Annotated in this window: 17 protein-coding genes; 9 read left to right on the top strand and 8 right to left on the bottom strand. The window is 45.0% G+C overall.

The window, feature by feature from the left end; translation table 11 throughout:
- Positions 1 to 5: 5 nt before the first annotated feature.
- The 6 genes from AQUSIP_RS10980 (at position 6) to AQUSIP_RS11005 (ending at position 4,753) form a co-directional block, all read left to right on the top strand.
- Positions 6 to 338, top strand: coding sequence for a 4a-hydroxytetrahydrobiopterin dehydratase (locus AQUSIP_RS10980; protein ID WP_114834364.1), 333 nt, complete (start codon positions 6 to 8; stop codon positions 336 to 338).
- Between the two features lie 17 nt (positions 339 to 355).
- Complete coding sequence (locus AQUSIP_RS10985) at positions 356 to 1,108, top strand: biliverdin-producing heme oxygenase (RefSeq protein WP_114834363.1); 753 nt, start codon at positions 356 to 358, stop codon at positions 1,106 to 1,108.
- 46 nt (positions 1,109 to 1,154) lie between these two features.
- On the top strand, positions 1,155 to 2,315 hold the full coding sequence (locus tag AQUSIP_RS10990) for a Re/Si-specific NAD(P)(+) transhydrogenase subunit alpha (RefSeq protein WP_114834362.1): 1,161 nt from the start codon (positions 1,155 to 1,157) through the stop codon (positions 2,313 to 2,315).
- A gap of 92 nt (positions 2,316 to 2,407) precedes the next feature.
- On the top strand, positions 2,408 to 2,713 hold the full coding sequence (locus AQUSIP_RS10995) for an NAD(P) transhydrogenase subunit alpha part 2 (protein ID WP_114834361.1): 306 nt from the start codon (positions 2,408 to 2,410) through the stop codon (positions 2,711 to 2,713).
- On the top strand, positions 2,710 to 4,104 hold the full coding sequence (locus AQUSIP_RS11000; protein WP_114834360.1) for an NAD(P)(+) transhydrogenase (Re/Si-specific) subunit beta: 1,395 nt from the start codon (positions 2,710 to 2,712) through the stop codon (positions 4,102 to 4,104). The genes AQUSIP_RS10995 and AQUSIP_RS11000 overlap by 4 nt, the downstream gene beginning before the upstream one ends.
- Positions 4,105 to 4,255: 151 nt before the next feature.
- Positions 4,256 to 4,753: a peptidylprolyl isomerase gene (locus AQUSIP_RS11005; protein WP_114834359.1), complete on the top strand. Its 498-nt coding sequence runs from the start codon at positions 4,256 to 4,258 to the stop codon at positions 4,751 to 4,753.
- 52 nt (positions 4,754 to 4,805) lie between these two features.
- On the opposite strand, the gene AQUSIP_RS11010 is transcribed toward AQUSIP_RS11005, so the two are convergent.
- Complete coding sequence (locus AQUSIP_RS11010; RefSeq protein WP_114834358.1) at positions 4,806 to 6,599, bottom strand: FAD-binding protein; 1,794 nt, start codon at positions 6,597 to 6,599, stop codon at positions 4,806 to 4,808.
- Between the two features lie 264 nt (positions 6,600 to 6,863).
- Between AQUSIP_RS11010 and AQUSIP_RS11015 the strand changes: the two genes are divergently transcribed.
- Positions 6,864 to 7,634: a YdcF family protein gene (locus AQUSIP_RS11015; protein WP_170131797.1), complete on the top strand. Its 771-nt coding sequence runs from the start codon at positions 6,864 to 6,866 to the stop codon at positions 7,632 to 7,634.
- 40 nt (positions 7,635 to 7,674) lie between these two features.
- Here the strand turns inward: AQUSIP_RS11015 and AQUSIP_RS11020 are convergent, their stop codons facing one another.
- The 7 genes from AQUSIP_RS11020 to hutI form a co-directional block, all read right to left on the bottom strand.
- Positions 7,675 to 8,490, bottom strand: coding sequence for an ABC transporter ATP-binding protein (locus AQUSIP_RS11020; protein ID WP_114834356.1), 816 nt, complete (start codon positions 8,488 to 8,490; stop codon positions 7,675 to 7,677).
- Positions 8,477 to 9,490: a FecCD family ABC transporter permease gene (locus AQUSIP_RS11025; protein ID WP_170131796.1), complete on the bottom strand. Its 1,014-nt coding sequence runs from the start codon at positions 9,488 to 9,490 to the stop codon at positions 8,477 to 8,479. The genes AQUSIP_RS11020 and AQUSIP_RS11025 overlap by 14 nt, the downstream gene beginning before the upstream one ends.
- Positions 9,477 to 10,487, bottom strand: coding sequence for a FecCD family ABC transporter permease (locus tag AQUSIP_RS11030; RefSeq protein ID WP_170131795.1), 1,011 nt, complete (start codon positions 10,485 to 10,487; stop codon positions 9,477 to 9,479). Before AQUSIP_RS11030 ends, AQUSIP_RS11025 begins: the two co-directional genes overlap by 14 nt.
- Positions 10,488 to 10,489: 2 nt before the next feature.
- On the bottom strand, positions 10,490 to 11,380 hold the full coding sequence (locus AQUSIP_RS11035) for a DMT family transporter (protein WP_114834354.1): 891 nt from the start codon (positions 11,378 to 11,380) through the stop codon (positions 10,490 to 10,492).
- Positions 11,377 to 12,555, bottom strand: a complete 1,179-nt coding sequence (locus AQUSIP_RS11040) for an NAD/NADP-dependent octopine/nopaline dehydrogenase family protein (protein ID WP_114834353.1) — start codon at positions 12,553 to 12,555, stop codon at positions 11,377 to 11,379. Before AQUSIP_RS11040 ends, AQUSIP_RS11035 begins: the two co-directional genes overlap by 4 nt.
- 18 nt (positions 12,556 to 12,573) lie before the next feature.
- Positions 12,574 to 13,515 (bottom strand): ABC transporter substrate-binding protein, encoded by a 942-nt coding sequence (locus AQUSIP_RS11045; protein WP_114834352.1) that lies wholly within the window; start codon positions 13,513 to 13,515, stop codon positions 12,574 to 12,576.
- Between the two features lie 172 nt (positions 13,516 to 13,687).
- Entirely contained in the window at positions 13,688 to 14,881 is a 1,194-nt protein-coding gene (hutI, locus tag AQUSIP_RS11050; RefSeq protein ID WP_407641501.1) for an imidazolonepropionase, read from the bottom strand.
- 133 nt (positions 14,882 to 15,014) lie between these two features.
- On the opposite strand from hutI, the gene hutG reads away from it, so the two are divergent.
- Positions 15,015 to 16,013, top strand: a complete 999-nt coding sequence (gene hutG, locus AQUSIP_RS11055) for a formimidoylglutamase (protein WP_114834350.1) — start codon at positions 15,015 to 15,017, stop codon at positions 16,011 to 16,013.
- Positions 16,004 to 17,680: a urocanate hydratase gene (hutU, locus tag AQUSIP_RS11060; RefSeq protein WP_114834349.1), complete on the top strand. Its 1,677-nt coding sequence runs from the start codon at positions 16,004 to 16,006 to the stop codon at positions 17,678 to 17,680. The genes hutG and hutU overlap by 10 nt, the downstream gene beginning before the upstream one ends.
- The last annotated feature ends 4 nt before the right edge of the window (positions 17,681 to 17,684 follow it).

Below are 17,684 nucleotides of genomic sequence, written 5' to 3' on the forward strand. Positions count from 1 at the left end.
CCTCTATGCCTGAATTACATACCATACGCTGTGTAGGCTGCGAAGGCGGCATTCCTCCGCTGACACACGAAGAAATCAACAAATTGCTTCCCGAGCTTCAAGACTGGAAAGTCAGCCAGGATGGCAAATTCATCAGCCGGCATTTTAGCTTCAAAGGATTTTACAAGACCATGGCTTTTGTGAACGCCGTTGCATGGATTGCCAATCAGGAAAATCATCACCCGGATATGGAAGTGGGCTATAACTATTGTCTGATTAAATATACCACGCATGCGGTGGATGGATTAACGCAAAATGATTTCATCTGCGCTGCCAAAATTGATAAATTGGAAGCATAAACTAAAAGGAATTAAAAGTGAATAATCGTAATAATTTTTCGAATATTTATTCGAAAACAAAAAAGCTGCATGATCAACTCGATAAACATCCTTTCCTAATAAGGTATGCGCAGGATAAATTTACATTAAAAGATCGATATAGACATTTATGTGAATTATTGCCTATTTATGAAGCTATCGAAGAAAAGATGCGAAATTGCACTTACGGTAATGAGCTTTGCTCGCATAACGAATTATCTGAAGTCATGGAACGCGCAAAGTTAATTAAAGAAGATCTCGATTTTATGCGCGAAAAAAGTGGAATCACCTTTACAGATTATCCGCTCGCTCAAAAAACAAGCGAATACATTTCAGCGATTAACAAAATGACTGATCCGGAAGAAATCTTCGCCCATTTTTATGTGCGCATTCTAGGGGACTTTCATGGCGGCCCGCTAACAAAAGCACGTGTTACCGCCTTATTCAAAAATAGAGCCATGTATTCTGAGGATGCGCCTGATGCAGGTGTAAAATTCTATACCTTCAACGCGGAAACTTCCCCACTATTTCACCAATGGCTAAATAACAAAAAACTGGCTGAAAAGTCTTTCGATTTTGCCAATCAGGCTTTCAAGGCGCATCTTGATATTTTTGATGAATTGGAACAAAAGCGTTCCTCTAGCAGTGTCATTAAAAATTTCTCGGCATTTTTTTGCTCGAAAAAGTCCATGGTTGTTGGCGTTTCACTTGCTACCGTAGCTGCTGTAAAAATAAGCTATCACATGCGCTAAAGATAATATAAATTATCAGGAACATTTTTGCTAAAAAGGATTGAGTGTGAAGATTGGAATTCCCAAGGAAATCGTACCAGAAGAATCCCGTGTCGCCGCTGTACCAGAAACAGTAGCTAAAATGATTAAAGCAGGATGGGAAGTGGTTGTGGAATCCGGTGCGGGAGCCCGCTCCTATATTGAAGATCAGGATTATGAAAAAGTAGGCGCAAAAATAGCCGCAAGCCCTGAGATGCTTTTCGATCAAGCTGAGATCGTGCTTAAAGTACAGCGGCCGCTTTTTAATGACAAAAAAAGCCTGCATGAGCTGGATTTAATGAAAGCAAACAGCATTCTGCTTGCGCCACTTTTTCCTACTCGCCATCCTGAGCTTCTTGCTAAACTCAATGCCAAAAAAATCACTTCTTTTTCCCTGGACATGGTCCCTAGAATTGCACGCGCTCAATCCATGGATATCTTAAGTTCGATGAGCAATATTGCCGGCTACAAAAGCGTCATCATGGCAGCAAATTATCTGGGCAAACTTTTTCCGATGATGACCACAGCAGCAGGCACTATTCTTCCAGCTAAAATAATTGTGATTGGTGCAGGCGTGGCTGGTTTACAAGCCATTGCAACGGCTCGTAGACTAGGCGGTGTTGTCTTGGCTTTTGATACGCGTCCTATCGCTGAAGAACAAGTGCAAAGCCTGGGTGCAGAGTTTGTTTGTCTGCAAACTTCCCATGCGGAAGCGCAGGATGCGGGCGGCTATGCAAAAGAACAATCTGCTGATTTTTATCAGCAAGAGCAAGCCGTTATTCAGCAACACTTGAAAGAAGCAGACGTAGTCATTAGCACAGCGCTCATTCCAGGTAAACCTGCACCGCTTCTGATAACAGCAGAAATGGTGAAAACAATGAAACAGGGAGCAGTCATTGTTGATCTCGCTGTTGAGCAGGGCGGCAATTGTGCGCTCACTAAACCGGGAGAAATCATTATCAAGCATGGCGTCACGCTCATCGGCGTTTTAAATGTGCCGGGTACATTGCCTATACACGCAAGCCAATTATATTCACGCAATCTTTTTGCTTTTCTAAATCACATCAACCCTCAACGCCACGTAAACGAATGGGATTTTACTGATGAAATTATTAAAAGCTGTCTCATCACCCATCAGGGAGAAACGGTTCACCCCAGTGTTCAACAAGTAAAATTGCCTGCGGGCTAATAAAAACAGCGCAGACTTGCAATTATACGGTAAATTCTGTGTAATGGTCGTCTTACCATTGTTGGTAACACACTGTAAGCAGGGATCGCATTATGTCACATACAATTGGAATAGCCGATGTTTATATTTTTGTTCTTGCAAGTTTTCTCGGTTTTTTACTGATTTCACGTGTACCTCCGCTACTGCATACGCCGCTCATGGCAGCTACCAATGCCATTTCAGGTATCGCACTGGTCGGTTCGCTTGCCGTTGCAGGAGAGAATTATGACATGATCACGAATGTGCTGGCTCTTATCGCCGTCACCTGTTCTACAATCAATGTTGTAGGTGGATTTTTAATTACGGACCGCATTCTGGGCATGTTCAAAAAAAGCAAAACTGAGAGCCATCAGCAATGAATCTGTTACAACTCTGTTATCTGCTTTCTGCAATCTTATTTATTTTAGGTATTAAGTCATTAAGTTCCCCTGAAACAGCAAGACGGGGCATGAATTTAGCCTCGCTTGGCATGCTGATTGCAATTTTAGGAACACTTTTCGCTAGTCATATTGTCACTTATAAATGGATCATCGCGGGTCTCATACTGGGCACACTCCTGAGCCTTCCTATTTCGCTCTGGATACCCATGACAAAAATTCCCCAGCGTATTGCGCTTTCACATGCGGGCGGCGCACTCGCGGCCTGCCTCATTGGTGTTGCAGAATATTATCGCTACCGATCTAATCTCAGTCCTCTCAGCATGAGTATTATTAGCATCGAGGTCATGCTGGGTGCGCTCACGTTCACAGGCAGTCTCATGGTCGCGGGAAAACTGCATGGCACACTGCCTGCGCGGCCTGTTACTTATAAAGGCCAGAATATTGTCAATCTTTCCCTGTTTGCAGGGATGGTCCTCCTTCTTCTCTATCTCATCCTTTATCCTCAAGTCAATCTGCTATTTTACACCTTATTATCCCTGGCATTTTTATTCGGTGTGCTGCTTGTGACACCAATTGGCGCCGCGGATATGCCAGTCGTGATCGCTATTTTTAACGCCTATGGCGGACTCACCGGCGCCATGATGGGATTTATGCTGGGTAACCGCATCCAGATTATCACCGGAGCGTTGGATGGCGCGTCGGGATTTATTCTCTCCATTTTAATGTGCCGCGCCATGAATCGGTCAATCCTGAATGTCTTGTTTGGCGCATTTGGCAAACTAGAGGAAGATGCACACCAGAGGAGAGCAGCTACTTCACAATACAAAAAAGAACCTCAGCCTATCACGGTAGAAGAGGCACTGCCCTTTTTTGACCAAGCCAAATCAGTGATCATTGCGCCCGGATATGGTATGGCAGCTTCTCAAGCCCATCACGCCCTGCGGGAATTCGTTGATAAACTGAAAAGCCATCGCACCAATATAAAGTATGCCATTCATCCCGTAGCGGGCCGCATGCCTGGTCATATGAATGTACTACTCGCAGAAGCAAATGTGCCTTATACGGATCTTTTTGATATGGATGAAATCAATGCTGAATTTTCTCACACGGATATCGTATTAGTGGTAGGCGCCAATGACGTCACTAATCCGGCCGCACGTCATATTAAGTCCAGTCCCATTTACGGCATGCCTATTTTGAATGTCGACAAGGCAAAAAAAGTAATTGTATTAAAACGCAGCATGAATCCCGGTTTTTCCGGCGTTGAAAATGAACTGTATGTTCAGGATCATACCTGGTTATTGTTTGGTGATGCGAAAGACAGCCTTAACAAGCTAGCTTACGCCTTCAAGCGTGCATGGAACAGTTAGCGATGAAAATGTGTAGAAAATCATCAAGGAACCAACAATAACAGGCGTCGCAGTAGAAATATGAATAGTGAGTTTAACGCTCTCGACATTTTTACTTTAAGCAGTATACTTCACCCTTCTAAAAAATTTAACACCAATTCTAGGAGTTTTTATGATTACTCTCCATACTAGCTATGGCCCTATAAAAATTGAATTAGATCTAGAACACACACCCAAGACAGCAGAAAATTTTCTGTCTTATGCCAAAAGTGGTTTTTATGATGGTACAATTTTCCACCGCGTCATGAATGGCTTCATGATCCAGGGAGGGGGTTTTAACGCGGATATGCAGCAAAAAAAGACGCAAGGACCGATTCAAAATGAAGCTAATAAAGCGATGCCAAATAAACGCGGCACCATCGCTATGGCACGTACTTCAGACCCCCATTCTGCAACAGCGCAATTTTTTATTAACGTTGTTGACAATGATTTTCTAAATTTTTCATCAGAGTCCAGTAACGGCTGGGGCTATTGCGTATTTGGCAAAGTCACGGAAGGAATGGATGTGGTGGATAAAATAAAAAAAGTTGCTACGACCTCACGTGCTGGGCATCAGAACGTACCTGTTGAAAATGTCATTATCGAAAAAGTAGATATCGATGAAAAGTAATCATTAGCTAGTCGGGTGGGCACTGGTTTTATTACCCACCCTTATCTTCTTATTAAATAATCACACAGCAGGATTTTTTTCGTTTTTTCTTTGTATTTTTTGCGATAGTAACAGGTGCTTGGAATAAGCTTTGTTTTGCTTCAGAGACCTTGCTTGAAGCAAGGTTATTTAAGCAGTTGCGTAAGTTATCTGCCTGGCTGCATTCGCTTTGGATATAAGGCAAAACTCGCTTAGCCATTTCGCGTGAGCATAATAACGACTGGCATTTTTTTTCTGCATTGGGCTGATTCGCTTGTAATTCCGGTGCGTATGGCAGTTTAAGCAGCTTGCACAAAAATCCGTTTAAGAGCATATTTTTTTCCAATTTGATATGATGTTCTTCATGCCATTGCTGAAGGGCTTCACGGAATTGAATGTAATTATTGCCATATATTTTCTCATAGTCCATCTCTTCAGGAACATATTTTCCCCAATGCGGTTTTGCGTTTAACTGATGAAAGAAGAACTCATTCATTTTTTCCCTAAACGATTCAAAACCCGGCATACCTGGACTTGAAACAATATCAAATCCGCAAATATGCTTGTTCGCACCATGAATGCTGGTGGATAATCCTCCATTGGTTCCCTGAAATAGCCGCAAATAAGCTGCATAAGTAACAGGATACTGCTTGTTTTTTGCAAACTCACTTAACGTTTTAACCAAGTTTTCTATTGCCACAATGGTTTCATGGCCATGATCGCCCACTTCAAATAAATAATCGACATCATTAATTTCTCGTGGAAATGACGTTTGGTAATGAGTGGTCGGCCATGGACCTACTGAAATACGATCTTTTTCACCCACTTTCAGCTTGGAGACAAGATACATCATGTAATAAGGAACCACTGACGGCTCAGCCTTAAGTAAATCAGTAATCTTAAATCCTTCCTGTAACTTAATTTCCAATTCTTGCCAACACCGCGAAAAAACAGAATGCGTATTCACATTATTGACACTCTTTTCGACTGGACGCCAACGGTAAATCACGACATTTTTAAGATCGCGATTGGTTAATTCATCGGATTGATAGGTTGGAACATACATCACACTCACATAAGGATCATTGATAAATAGCCCGCTTCTTATTTCATCGATTAATTCAGCTACGCTTCGCGCTTCCATCACGCATTGCATTTTTTTGGCTTCAACACATGCGATTTCCATGTTCAGTACAATACCAAACACGCCCAAATGTGCTGAACGAATTGCTTCAAAATTTTGATGGGTGTCGTCAATTCTAACAATTTCTCCATTTGGCAGGCAAAATGTAATTGCCCGAATCAATCCCGCAAAGCTGGGTTGATCTCTGCCTGTACCATGACCAGCGGTTGCAGATAATCCTGATACCGTGACATAGGGAATTAAGCTGGAAGTAGGTAAAACGAGATTGTATTTGTCATACAAGACAGAATCCAATTTACCGATATTAACACTTGCACCGACGTTAATGATATTGTTGTTATGCGTTAACGAGATAGCCTGAAATTCAGGGCCAACGAGGCGCACAACCACGTCCGCATCTATCAATGGTGTTAACGAATACGACTCACTGTATTCCTCATCGAGGCCGCCTGCTGCAGCACGCAGTACGATACGCTCCTTGGCATCACGTGTGTTATTCATTTCATTTATCTTTTTTACTAGCAATTGCAATGATGTTGAATCAGCAATATCAAGCACAAGCGCATGAGTTAATTCGACATTCTGTGAAAAATTTTTCCAGCCTGTGCTTGATTTTATTTTGGTATGCAGGTGATGGTGGATATATTCGGTAAGTGTATTTTTGTCGTGGATATTGAGTGTCATGACAGTATCTCCTTATATTTCATCCGCGATGATGGAGCTTCCTTGATGCAATCAATTCTGTCTTAGCACTTACACACTGTTTTCATTAATACGCTAGCAAGTTAAACTTAAGAAAATCTTAAACTAGAAATAACCGATTGAATGATTTATTTTAATCATTCGACGTCACGTTATTTCTGGTGTACTCTTTATGCTGTAAAAATGCGGGGATTTTATTTTACGCTGATCGTTTGTATTTGTGTTTTTTTTAATTCGGAGCGAGCGGTGGCAACCATTATCATTTTTTGTGTTTTTTTATTAGCGGGCGGTTTAGCATTGTTCAGATACAGCAAAACCAGTCTCATCCTGTTTATGGCTTCGCTATCCAGTTTTCTTTTAGTCGGTGATGGAATTTTGCCAGCGCTACTGCTTAACTGGCTTGAATCTCCTTTCGCCAGCTACACTCAGCCGTCTGACTGGAAAAAAACCAATGCCATCGTGTTATTAGGAGCAGGCACGATGAAACATAAATACAATGAGATACAGGCTGTAAAGCCGTCATTGCTTGCTTACTCAAGAATAAACCGAGCAGCGCAACTTTATTTTTCATGTAAAAAAAGCGGCAACGCATGTACAGTTATTGTAAGCGGCGGAGATACAAGCGGCAGTGGTGTATCTGAAGCGGTTGTTTATAGTGAGAGTTTAGTTCAGCTAGGCATTCAGCCAACTGACATTCAACTCGAACCTGCGAGTAAAAACACATTTAAAAATGCAGAATTCACCAGCAAGATATTAAAAAGCAAACATTATGATCAGGTTTTTTTGGTTACTTCGAGCCTACACTTAAAGCGCGCCCTATCATATTTTTCTCACTTTGGTATCGAAGCAATTCCTGTCCCTTCTGATTTTCCAACACCGTCGCTGTCTATTATGCCTTCGAGTTATCATTTTGTATTAATGGATCTCGCTATGCATGAATGTGCGGGTATCGCACGATTGCATGTTTACAATTTTTTAGGCTGGAATGCCTCAGTTGTTTCACCAGGTGCCGTATAAAGTGCGCTGCTTGAAACAATAAGCCAGCTGCAGCCAAGCTCTATGCTTTTGAGACGGGTTCCAGTGCATGTCTCACAGCAATAGGTTTAGGCAGAATGTAAACCATATTGTTCCCGGTGACGGATGAAACTTCGCACTCATAATCAAACGCTTTTAATAAAAAATCCGTATTAATCATTTCACGTGGATGGCCTTGCCCTAAAACGATTCCATTCTTCAACAAGATGACTTCATTCGCTATTTCCATTACTTGATGCAAATCATGGAGAATAACAACGATCGTTTTAGCATATTTTTGCTGCAAATCCGCCAACAACTGCAACATATTGCGCTGCTGTTTAAGATCGAGTCCTGTCATCGGCTCGTCGAGCAAAAGATATTGTGCTTGTTGTGCCAGCATGAGTGCAATACGCGCTCGTTGCTGTTGGCCGGCTGATAGAATAGCAACAGGCCGGTCTGCATGGATAGACAAATCGGTCAGACGTATTGCATCTTCGATAGCAGCAAGATCATTTGCATTCAATCTCCCGAACCAAGATTGATGGCAAAACCTCGCCAGGGCTACATATTCACGCACTGTCAGGCTAGCCGGAATTCGGCACTGCTGAGGGAGATAAGCGATTTTTTTTGCCAGCGCCTTGCGTGAATAACCTGAAATAGCCACATTATCCAATAGAATAGTCCCGGCATGGGGCAACATAAGGCCTGCTAGCAATTTTAATAAAGTTGATTTGCCCGACCCGTTTGGACCCACCAAACATGTTACACAATGCTGAGGAATTTGCAGACTGATGTCGGAAAAAAGAGCTTGTTTCTTGTGATGGTATGTCACACTATGAAGTTCAATTCCACTCATATTGACCTCGAAAGTAGCGGAATAAAATATATAAAAATAACGGAGCGCTCATCATGTTTGTCATGAGTCCCGCAGGAATTTCTGCAGGCGAAATAAGACAGCGCCCGAGTGTATCCGCAAGCAAATACATCAGCGCACCGACCAGGAAACTAAGTACAAACACATAACGTGGGCGGTTACCCACTAGGATACGCGCAAGATTGGGCGCAACAATACCTAAAAAACCCATATTCCCCACGCCGATGACACTGGTGCCAATCAACACAGAAGCCGTCATAAAACAATAGACACGATAACGCTTCATCGGCACACCAATGCTGTGGCAGGTTTGATCGTCCAAGGTAAGAACATTAAAGTATTTGCTTAACATCAACGCAGCAGGCAATGCTACCAGTGCCATCATTATAATTAATGTCACTGTTTCATCATTAATGGCATATAACGTTCCCGTAAGAAAATGCAGATAATCATCCAGATCCTGAGGGGCGTTGAGAATGAGCAGCTGTAAAAAAGCGGTCGCTGTAAAACTGATACTAATGCCTGCCAATATTACACCGAGACGATTGCTGCTCTGCTGATTTTTGGTAAACGAGAAGCAAAGGATAAATCCAAGCATGGCGCCGGCCGTGCCCATGACCACATTCATGACAGGTGATTTCAACCAGAGTATTTCACAGACTACAATCAACAGACACCCCAGAGAAGTTAGCCCTGTCAAATCAGGCGCTACCATGGCGTTGCGTGTCAACGCTTGCAGCATGGCGCTGCCCATCGCCAGCATCCCGCCGCAGAAAATAGCGGCGATTTCCCTGTTGAATCGCAGTCGGATAATAAAATCGGCCGCGCGATGTGCGTCTGCTTGCAAATGAAATAATTTACCGAGCGGAACAGTGCCTACCAAAAGGCCCAGAATAAAAAAGCCGCCCAGCAGCAAACTGAGTCCAAGCGCAAACAGGCCAAACATGCGTCGGTAAGGAAAATAAGCATCAGCTTTGATCATACGCAACATACCGTCGAGTAATGAATAGCAGCAAGGGTGCGGCCATCAATAGCATGATAATCCCTACTGGTGGCGGTGTTTGAGGCGAAACAATACGTGTCATGAATTCCGCGATCAGCAGGAAGGCAGCCCCAAATACGGCGCAAAAGAACATAAGGTGGTAACTCTTGTGAGTGAGAGGTTTTACTAGATGGGGTATCACCAGACCAAAGAAAAGCAGCGGCCCAATGATGCTGGTCAACAGTGTCGCGAGCAGAATGGATAAGCCCAGCAGAAATAGCCGATATTGGTGAATAGCAACACCCAGGGTATTTGCTTGGAATTCGTCAAGATCCAGCAAGTCCAACCGCTTCGCCAACAAAAACGCAGCCATCATTAATGCAATAAAAGGCAGACAAATAAATTGGATATCATGCATGGTCACCCCATGCAGCGAACCATTTAAATCATATAAAATGGCTTGTGCGTGATAGGGGAAAGCCAATAATACGGCTTGAATCACAGAATAATAGAGAGAATTAAACGCCACACCAATCAAGGTAATACCAAGTGTTGAGGCTCCTATTTTTTTAACAATGGCCTGCATTAAAAAATACGTGAGCAATCCGCCCAACACGGCAACGGAAATTGCCGCCGGCCGCACAATCTGTGGCATTAGCATATGACTGATAATTACACTGAGTGCCGCACCATATTCAATGCCTGATAAACTGGGGCACGCCAAAGGGTTTTGTGTAACACGCTGCAGTAATAATCCTGCAATGGCCAAGCCGCTGCCTGCCATCATTGCCATCAGTACCATCGGCAGACGCACTTGCATGATATTGATGGTTGTCTCGTCCGTAGCGCCCGGATGCTGAATAGCGGCTATGAGGTCATGCCAGCTATAATTCATGGCGCCGCACTTTAAATCACAAAGCGCAAAAATAACAATAAGCATGAAACCTAGCATTAGCCAGCGAGCGGGTGACACATGGCCGAACGTCTTTTTTTTCATTATCAAGAAATCAATAAAATTCCGGTTATTAATAGCCCTACCGCTGCCCATTGTAGCAAAGACAGTTTCTCTTTAAAGAACACCACCAGCAATATCACGGCAACAAAATTGCGCGCCGAAAAAATGGGAACAATAACGGATGCCGGGCCGCGAGCAATGGCATAAGCCAATAAACCCATTCCTGTTGCTGAAAACAAGCCTATCGCAGCGCCTAATAAAAAAGCAGGCCGATGCGTATTAATCACCATCGCTCCACCCATTCCAGCTTCTTCCAACAAGGGTAAGCGAGGCTGCCCGCGATTATCTTTCAAAAGTTTCCTAATAGCGAGAGCCCCTGCAAACAAATATCCAAAAAACAGCACGTTGATATTATTCATCCCTGCCTCATGGGCAATTTTTAATCCACCTTCGCGCATAAAAATAAACAGGATGGCAAGTACGACAAAGAGTGCCCACATTCGGCTTTTAATTAATGTGTTGCTAAAATTGGCACCCAGAAGCGAAACCGCCGTCATCATGCAGGCAACACCTGCATACTGCCAGCCGGAAATTTTTTCATGATAAATCAAGGCTGACATGATAATGACTAGCAGAATGTTTAAACTCATCAGCGGTGATGTCAGACAAGCGGGGCCTGTATCATAGGCCCGGACCAGAAAGGAATTACCATAATACGAACCGAGTCCAATCAGCAGGGCGAATGCAAGCACCCCGCTGTTCAGCACAATAGACCCGCCTGTTAACAAGGCTCCCAGAAATACAATGCTGCCAGCGGTATAAAGGCCGAGTAGCATGCTTGCCCCTGGATAGTTTTTATGACTACCCACTTTGAGCAAGAAGCCACCTATACCAAAAATGACAGCACTTGCAAAAGCTGCCGGAAGCCACATCATGCGACATTACCGAAACAAGTCGTTTGGCAAGCGGGCTGCTTTAGGTGACCGCTGCAAATATCATAAGGACTTAATGAAGCAGATAAACGTCCGTACGTGACATATTGCATGATTTCCTCAATGGTTTTGTCATGCAGATTGAGCCGCGCCAGATTCAAGCCTGTTCGCAAGTAATTGGTATTGTTGAGGAGGCTTGCGATATTAATCAGATTACCCATGACAAATGATTCACTGTGCACCAGCTTGCCTAGCCCATACCAAGGCACCATAAGCCCCGCCACATCCTGTGTAATATAGCGTTCCTGCAGGGAAGAAGGGCAAAGCGGCAAAGCATTATGCGCTGGTGATTCACGGAAAAACTGATAGACGGATTCGTAACGTGTACCATAATATTCCGCCATCAAATCCAAGTACTCATACATTTCAAGTCCCAGACGCTGACCAATGCGCAGGCGTTCCGCGTCGAGCCGTTCGATCACACTGGCAATTTCGGGTGTAATACCATCCTTATAAAAATAAAAAACTTCCTTGCCTTTGCCTATCCTGCCTGCGTTCAGCAAAGTAATAGCAGGGTGCGTCATACCGCTGGTAATATTCATCCCAAGTGACAGCACATCCTGATAGGTAATCATCTGGCAGGGAAAAACCGGCCCTAATTTGCGAATATGTTTATGAATGGCAGCGGCAGGAATGCTGGCTACAGCCAGTTTCTTTTTGACCGCAATAATTTCTACCGTCCCGGCATTATCCGAACGGCAAACATATGGCAGTGAGGCGATATCGATCATGTCAATGTCCGCCATTTTGCCAGTTTTTTCTAACAACTTCAGATAGCTAAGCGACGCAAAATTGGCTGCCAGCGTAATGACGGTTTGGCCAGGTTTCAAATAAGGCAGCATTTCAATAAACATGGCTTCATGAGCATAGGAAGGTAGCACAAGAAATATATATTCGCTCTGTTCCATCGCCTGTTGTAGATCCGTCGTGACCCGCGCAATAGGCACAAATTGATTGATCAGCCCCTTGCCCTGGATACCGCGTGCTTTCGCGATCGCCGCAATTCCACCAGGATGATCCGGATGAGCATACAAACTGACTTTACAACCTTTTTGCGATAAGTCCGCGGCTAATGCCTGTCCGCCGTGACCACATCCAATAATTGCTACGTTTATCATTGATCTCTCCTCCTAATTTTATAACGCGGTATTTGGCTGATTTGTCAGAAATTGCGTATCCACAGCCTGCTTTAACATTAATTCTGTGGCTAACATGCCATGATTTTTAGCCCACAAATCCCTATCCATAAAGTAAACACGCTTCATTTTAACAGCCCGTAAGGTTTGCCATAATGGGTTGCGGATCAGAGCGCGATACGGATTGAGATCGCCGTCTGTCAGCAACACGACGATGCTATCGGGATCCTGTGCTAACAGCGTCTCAAGCGGCACAGGCGTAGACTGTTCCTTGCGCGAAACAGTAATCACATTGGGGTGAGCAAAATCATTGAGAATTTTTGATGTCAATGCATTGGCGGTCAGCGCCTGAAACTGCCCAGCATTGCTGACATAACCAATAATGACGCGCGCAGGATGAGCAGTGCCTATTTTCTTTGCGGCCGCATACTGATCACGCAGCCGTTTTGATAACGCCGCTACTTTATTCTGGGTCTTTGTTGCTTGCGCCAAGATCTGCAGATTATTTATCTGGATATCAATATCGCCTAAAAGGCCATTCAACATCAGCGTAGGTGCGATTTTTGTCAGGAGCGGATAAATCTCACTCTGCATGGTTTTGTCCGCGATAATCAGATCCGGTCGCAACGATATGATTTTTTCCAGATTCGGCTGCTGTCGTGTTCCTACATCGGTAATGCCCTGGATTTGAGATAACAGAAAAGGCGGGTTAGTTCCTTCGTCGGCACGGCTGGAAGCAAGACCAACCGGCTTGATGCCTAACTGAAGCAGATCATCCAACAGGCTAAATTCCAGGACTACAATACGGGTGGCAGGTTTAGCGAGCATCACAGTGCCTGTTTCCGTCCGAATAACCATTGGCTGAGCATCCGCCCACGCTGGAAGGAATATAAAAAATACTGCTGCAAATAAAATGGCAAGACGTGACAGCTTGTGCTTCATACTCACTCCTGTTGTTATGGAAAAGGTGTCCGGTAAATAACCGCGTTAATGATAATCATTCTCATTTGTATAGGCAAGGTATTTGATAAAAAATAAAATCTGTGCAAAATTTAGTCTTAATTAAGGAAGGCACACGCTATAATCGGCAATGCCCAATAGGAAGATTCTGAGGCTAAGCCCCTGCTTTAGAGTCCACTATCTTCCCTCGTTTGACCAACTGTCGCAGCGGATTCCCGCCTATATAATAGGCGAGTTCCGCCGGATGCGCTGCCTCCCAGACGGCAAAATCAGCATAATTACCTAACGTTAACGTTCCCTGCTTGTGCAAACCCAGTGCTTTCGCTGCATAACGTGTCACGCCTGTCAATGCTTCTTCCGGTGTAAGACGAAAGAGTGTGCATGCCATATTCAAAGCAATTAGCAGGGACAAAAGAGGTGAAGTACCTGGATTACAATCCGTAGCAATCGCCATCGGGACACGATGCTGGCGTAATAATTCAACAGGCGGTTGTGCTTTTTCACGTAAAAAATAATAGGCACCTGGCAGCAATACAGCGACCGTGCCGGATTGCGCAATCGCTTTTATACCCGCTTCTGAAATATGTTCGAGATGATCAACTGACAAGGCTTGATAAGCGGCTGCCAAGGAAGCGCTGCCGGAATCGGATAATTGTTCTGAATGACATTTAACTGCAAGCCCGTGCTGCTTTGCCGTCTTGAACACACGCTCAGTCTGCTGCAAATTAAAAGCAATTTTTTCACAAAAAACATCGACAGCGCTGGCAAGCTTTTCGCGGGCAACCTTCGGTATCATTTCTTCGCAGACCAAATCCACATAAGCATCCGGCGCTTCACGATATTCTACGGGTATGGTATGGGCGCCTAAAAAAGTCGTGCATACGGTCATCGGTAGTAATTCCTCGATGCGTTTTGCAACACGCAATATTTTTAACTCTGTATCCCAGTCGAGACCGTAACCGGATTTTATTTCCACCGTGGTCACACCACTCGCCAGCAATGCCCGGGCACGTTTTAAACTCGCCTGTAACAATGTTTCAAATGAAGCCTGACGGGTCGCGCGTACGGTGGATTGTATACCGCCGCCGCGCCGCGCAATCTCTTCATAAGAAACACCCTGCAGCCGCATTTCAAATTCGGATGCGCGGTTTCCGGCATAAATTAAATGAGTATGACAATCAATTAACCCCGGTGTGAGACAGTATCCCTTTACATCGTAAACCTGATCAGCAAGCGCATCCGGTTTGCCAGGCAGCGCGTTCATTGCGCCCAGCCAGGCAATGGTTCCCTCTTTCACTGCAATGGCTGCTTCCTGAATGAGCCCATAGCCTTGCTCGCAAGTCGCCATCACCGCATTGATCCAAATCGCGTCGAATTGTTTTTCCATTAAAGCCTATCCTGTCAAATTAAATCCTTCTACGCTTGCCATTATGAAACAACTCCATGAGAATACAACAAAATGACAAACAGGAGCATGATGGATGGCCCCATGGATTTCACATTATCATCCACCCGAATCTACCGTATGGCAGGGCCGAGCGGATTCACCTGCTCATGCCTGTTTCTTTCAAGTCATTCAGTTACTCAATCTAAAAGAACCGCTTCCTGTGATCGATCACTTCCCTGCATTTGCATTGCTGGGTTTTCGCTGCGATGAAGGCATTCGCCGCAATTTTGGCCGTACTGGCGCAGCAGAAGGTCCGCTCGCCATCCGCACCGCATTGGCGAGACTCGCTGTGCAAACGCAACCACTCACCTGTTTTGACGCGGGCGATATTCTCTGTACAGACAGCGATCTGGAAAGCGCGCAGCATGCGCTAGGGGAAGCTGCTTCTCTTTTACTGCGGCAGGGAATCACGCCCATCGTACTCGGTGGCGGCCATGAAGTCGCGTGGGGGCATTATCAGGGTATTGCAAAATACTCTGTGCAGGAAAGTTTGGGCATTATTAATTTTGATGCCCATTTTGACATGCGTCCTCTGCTGCCTGATCACCAGGGGAGTTCTGGTACGCCCTTTTTACAAATCGCTGAAGCACACCGTGCTACACAACGTCGCTTTGATTACAATTGCATCGGGATTCAGCGTGCAGGCAATGTGCGTGCATTGTTTGAAACAGCAAAGCGTTATGACACGCATATTTTTCTCGCTGAAGAACTACATCAATCACGATATGAGAATTGCATTGATTTTGTTAGCGAAGTTATTAACCGAAATCAACTGATCTATTTGAGTCTTTGTCTGGATGTTTTTGCTGCGCCTTATGCACCCGGCGTCAGCGCACCGCAAACGTTGGGCTTAACTCCCTGGCAAGTGCTGCCTTTTATTCGCCAGCTGGCTGCTTCCGGCAAAGTTATCAGTTATGACATTGCAGAATTATCACCTCCGTATGATGTTGATGGGCGCACTGCCAAACTGGCCGCGCACTGTGTTTATGACATCATCCACTACCATAAAAAAAGGAAATCGTCATGGGATTGACCACACGCCGACATGATTCAACACGTGTCATTCATGCGTCGCATGGCACAAGGTTAACAGCAAAAAGCTGGCTGACTGAAGCAGCGTTGCGCATGCTGATGAATAATCTGGACCCAAACGTGGCGGAAGCACCCAGTGATCTGGTTGTTTATGGCGGCATTGCTCGCGCCGCACGTAACTGGGAATGCTTTGACAAGATCGTGGAATCGCTTACCAATTTAAATGACGATGAAACCCTGCTGATTCAATCAGGAAAACCTGTTGGTATTTTAAAAACGCATATCAACGCACCGCGTGTATTGATTGCTAATTCCAATCTCGTCCCACATTGGGCCACGTGGGAACATTTTCATGAATTAGATAAAAAAGGCTTGATGATGTACGGCCAAATGACGGCAGGTTCGTGGATTTATATCGGCAGTCAGGGAATCGTTCAAGGCACTTACGAAACATTTAGTGAAGCAGGCAGACAGCATTACGCGGGTCATCTTAAGGGTAAATGGATTCTCACCGCAGGTTTAGGCGGCATGGGTGGCGCACAACCACTTGCCGCCACCATGGCTGGTGCATCCATGCTTGCAGTGGAATGTGATCCCAAACGCATTGAGCGACGGCTTGAAACAGGTTATCTCAATCTGCAAACAACACATCTTGATGAAGCATTGGCCATTATTAAAAAACATACGGAGTCAGGTACACCTATTTCAGTAGGTCTGCTGGCAAATGCAGGGGATATCTATCCTCAGCTGGTCGAGCGTGGCATCAAACCCGATATGGTCACCGACCAAACCAGCGCACATGACCCCTTAAATGGTTATTTGCCGCGCGGCTACACGCTGGAACAGGCAGAGGAATTGCGTCGTTCTGACCCCAAACGCGTTATTCATGACGCCAAAGCTTCCATGGCCATTCAGGTTAAAGCAATGTTGGCATTTCATCAGCAGGGCATTCCGGTTTTTGATTACGGCAATAATATCCGGCAAATGGCCAAAGACATGGGCGTAGATAATGCATTTGACTTCCCGGGATTTGTACCCGCCTATATTCGGCCATTGTTTTGCCGCGGTGTCGGCCCTTTCCGATGGGTCGCTTTATCAGGCGATCCGGAAGATATTTACCGCACGGATGAAAAGGTAAAAGAGTTGATGCCCGACGATACACATTTGCATAACTGGTTAGACATGGCCAGGCAGCGCATACACTTCCAGGGTTTACCTGCACGCATTTGCTGGATCGGACTTGGGGACCGTGCGCGCATCGGTCTCGCTTTTAATGAAATGGTCCGGAATGGCATAGTAAAAGCGCCGATTGTAATTGGCCGTGATCATCTTGACTCGGGATCCGTCGCCAGTCCGAACCGCGAAACCGAAAATATGAAAGACGGTTCCGATGCCGTATCAGATTGGCCTTTATTAAACGCACTCATTAATTGTGCAAGCGGTGCTACCTGGGTGAGCTTCCATCACGGCGGTGGCGTAGGAATGGGCTATTCACAGCATGCAGGTATGGTCATTGTCGCAGACGGCAGCGATGCGGCTGTAAAACGCCTGGCATGTGTATTAACCAATGATCCCGCTTCAGGCGTGATTCGACACGCCGATGCCGGCTACGAAGACGCCATCCAATGTGCAAAAGAACATCATTTGAAATTGCCCATGGTGAAATAAGGCT

The sequence above is a fragment of the Aquicella lusitana genome (assembly GCF_902459475.1).
Lineage (GTDB): Bacteria > Pseudomonadota > Gammaproteobacteria > DSM-16500 > DSM-16500 > Aquicella > Aquicella lusitana.

Excerpts from the sequence above, each read along its gene's own strand:
- AQUSIP_RS10980 (WP_114834364.1), top strand. The coding sequence starts at position 6 with ATGCCTGAATTACATACCATACGCTGTGTAGGCTGCGAAGGCGGCATT.
- AQUSIP_RS10995 (WP_114834361.1), top strand. The coding sequence starts at position 2,408 with ATGTCACATACAATTGGAATAGCCGATGTTTATATTTTTGTTCTTGCA.
- AQUSIP_RS11000 (WP_114834360.1), top strand. The coding sequence starts at position 2,710 with ATGAATCTGTTACAACTCTGTTATCTGCTTTCTGCAATCTTATTTATT.
- AQUSIP_RS11005 (WP_114834359.1), top strand. The coding sequence starts at position 4,256 with ATGATTACTCTCCATACTAGCTATGGCCCTATAAAAATTGAATTAGAT.
- AQUSIP_RS11010 (WP_114834358.1), bottom strand. The coding sequence starts at position 6,599 with ATGACACTCAATATCCACGACAAAAATACACTTACCGAATATATCCAC.
- AQUSIP_RS11020 (WP_114834356.1), bottom strand. The coding sequence starts at position 8,490 with ATGAGTGGAATTGAACTTCATAGTGTGACATACCATCACAAGAAACAA.
- AQUSIP_RS11025 (WP_170131796.1), bottom strand. The coding sequence starts at position 9,490 with ATGATCAAAGCTGATGCTTATTTTCCTTACCGACGCATGTTTGGCCTG.
- AQUSIP_RS11030 (WP_170131795.1), bottom strand. The coding sequence starts at position 10,487 with ATGAAAAAAAAGACGTTCGGCCATGTGTCACCCGCTCGCTGGCTAATG.
- AQUSIP_RS11035 (WP_114834354.1), bottom strand. The coding sequence starts at position 11,380 with ATGATGTGGCTTCCGGCAGCTTTTGCAAGTGCTGTCATTTTTGGTATA.
- AQUSIP_RS11040 (WP_114834353.1), bottom strand. The coding sequence starts at position 12,555 with ATGATAAACGTAGCAATTATTGGATGTGGTCACGGCGGACAGGCATTA.
- AQUSIP_RS11045 (WP_114834352.1), bottom strand. The coding sequence starts at position 13,515 with ATGAAGCACAAGCTGTCACGTCTTGCCATTTTATTTGCAGCAGTATTT.
- hutI (WP_407641501.1), bottom strand. The coding sequence starts at position 14,881 with ATGGCGACTTGCGAGCAAGGCTATGGGCTCATTCAGGAAGCAGCCATT.
- hutG (WP_114834350.1), top strand. The coding sequence starts at position 15,015 with ATGGCCCCATGGATTTCACATTATCATCCACCCGAATCTACCGTATGG.
- hutU (WP_114834349.1), top strand. The coding sequence starts at position 16,004 with ATGGGATTGACCACACGCCGACATGATTCAACACGTGTCATTCATGCG.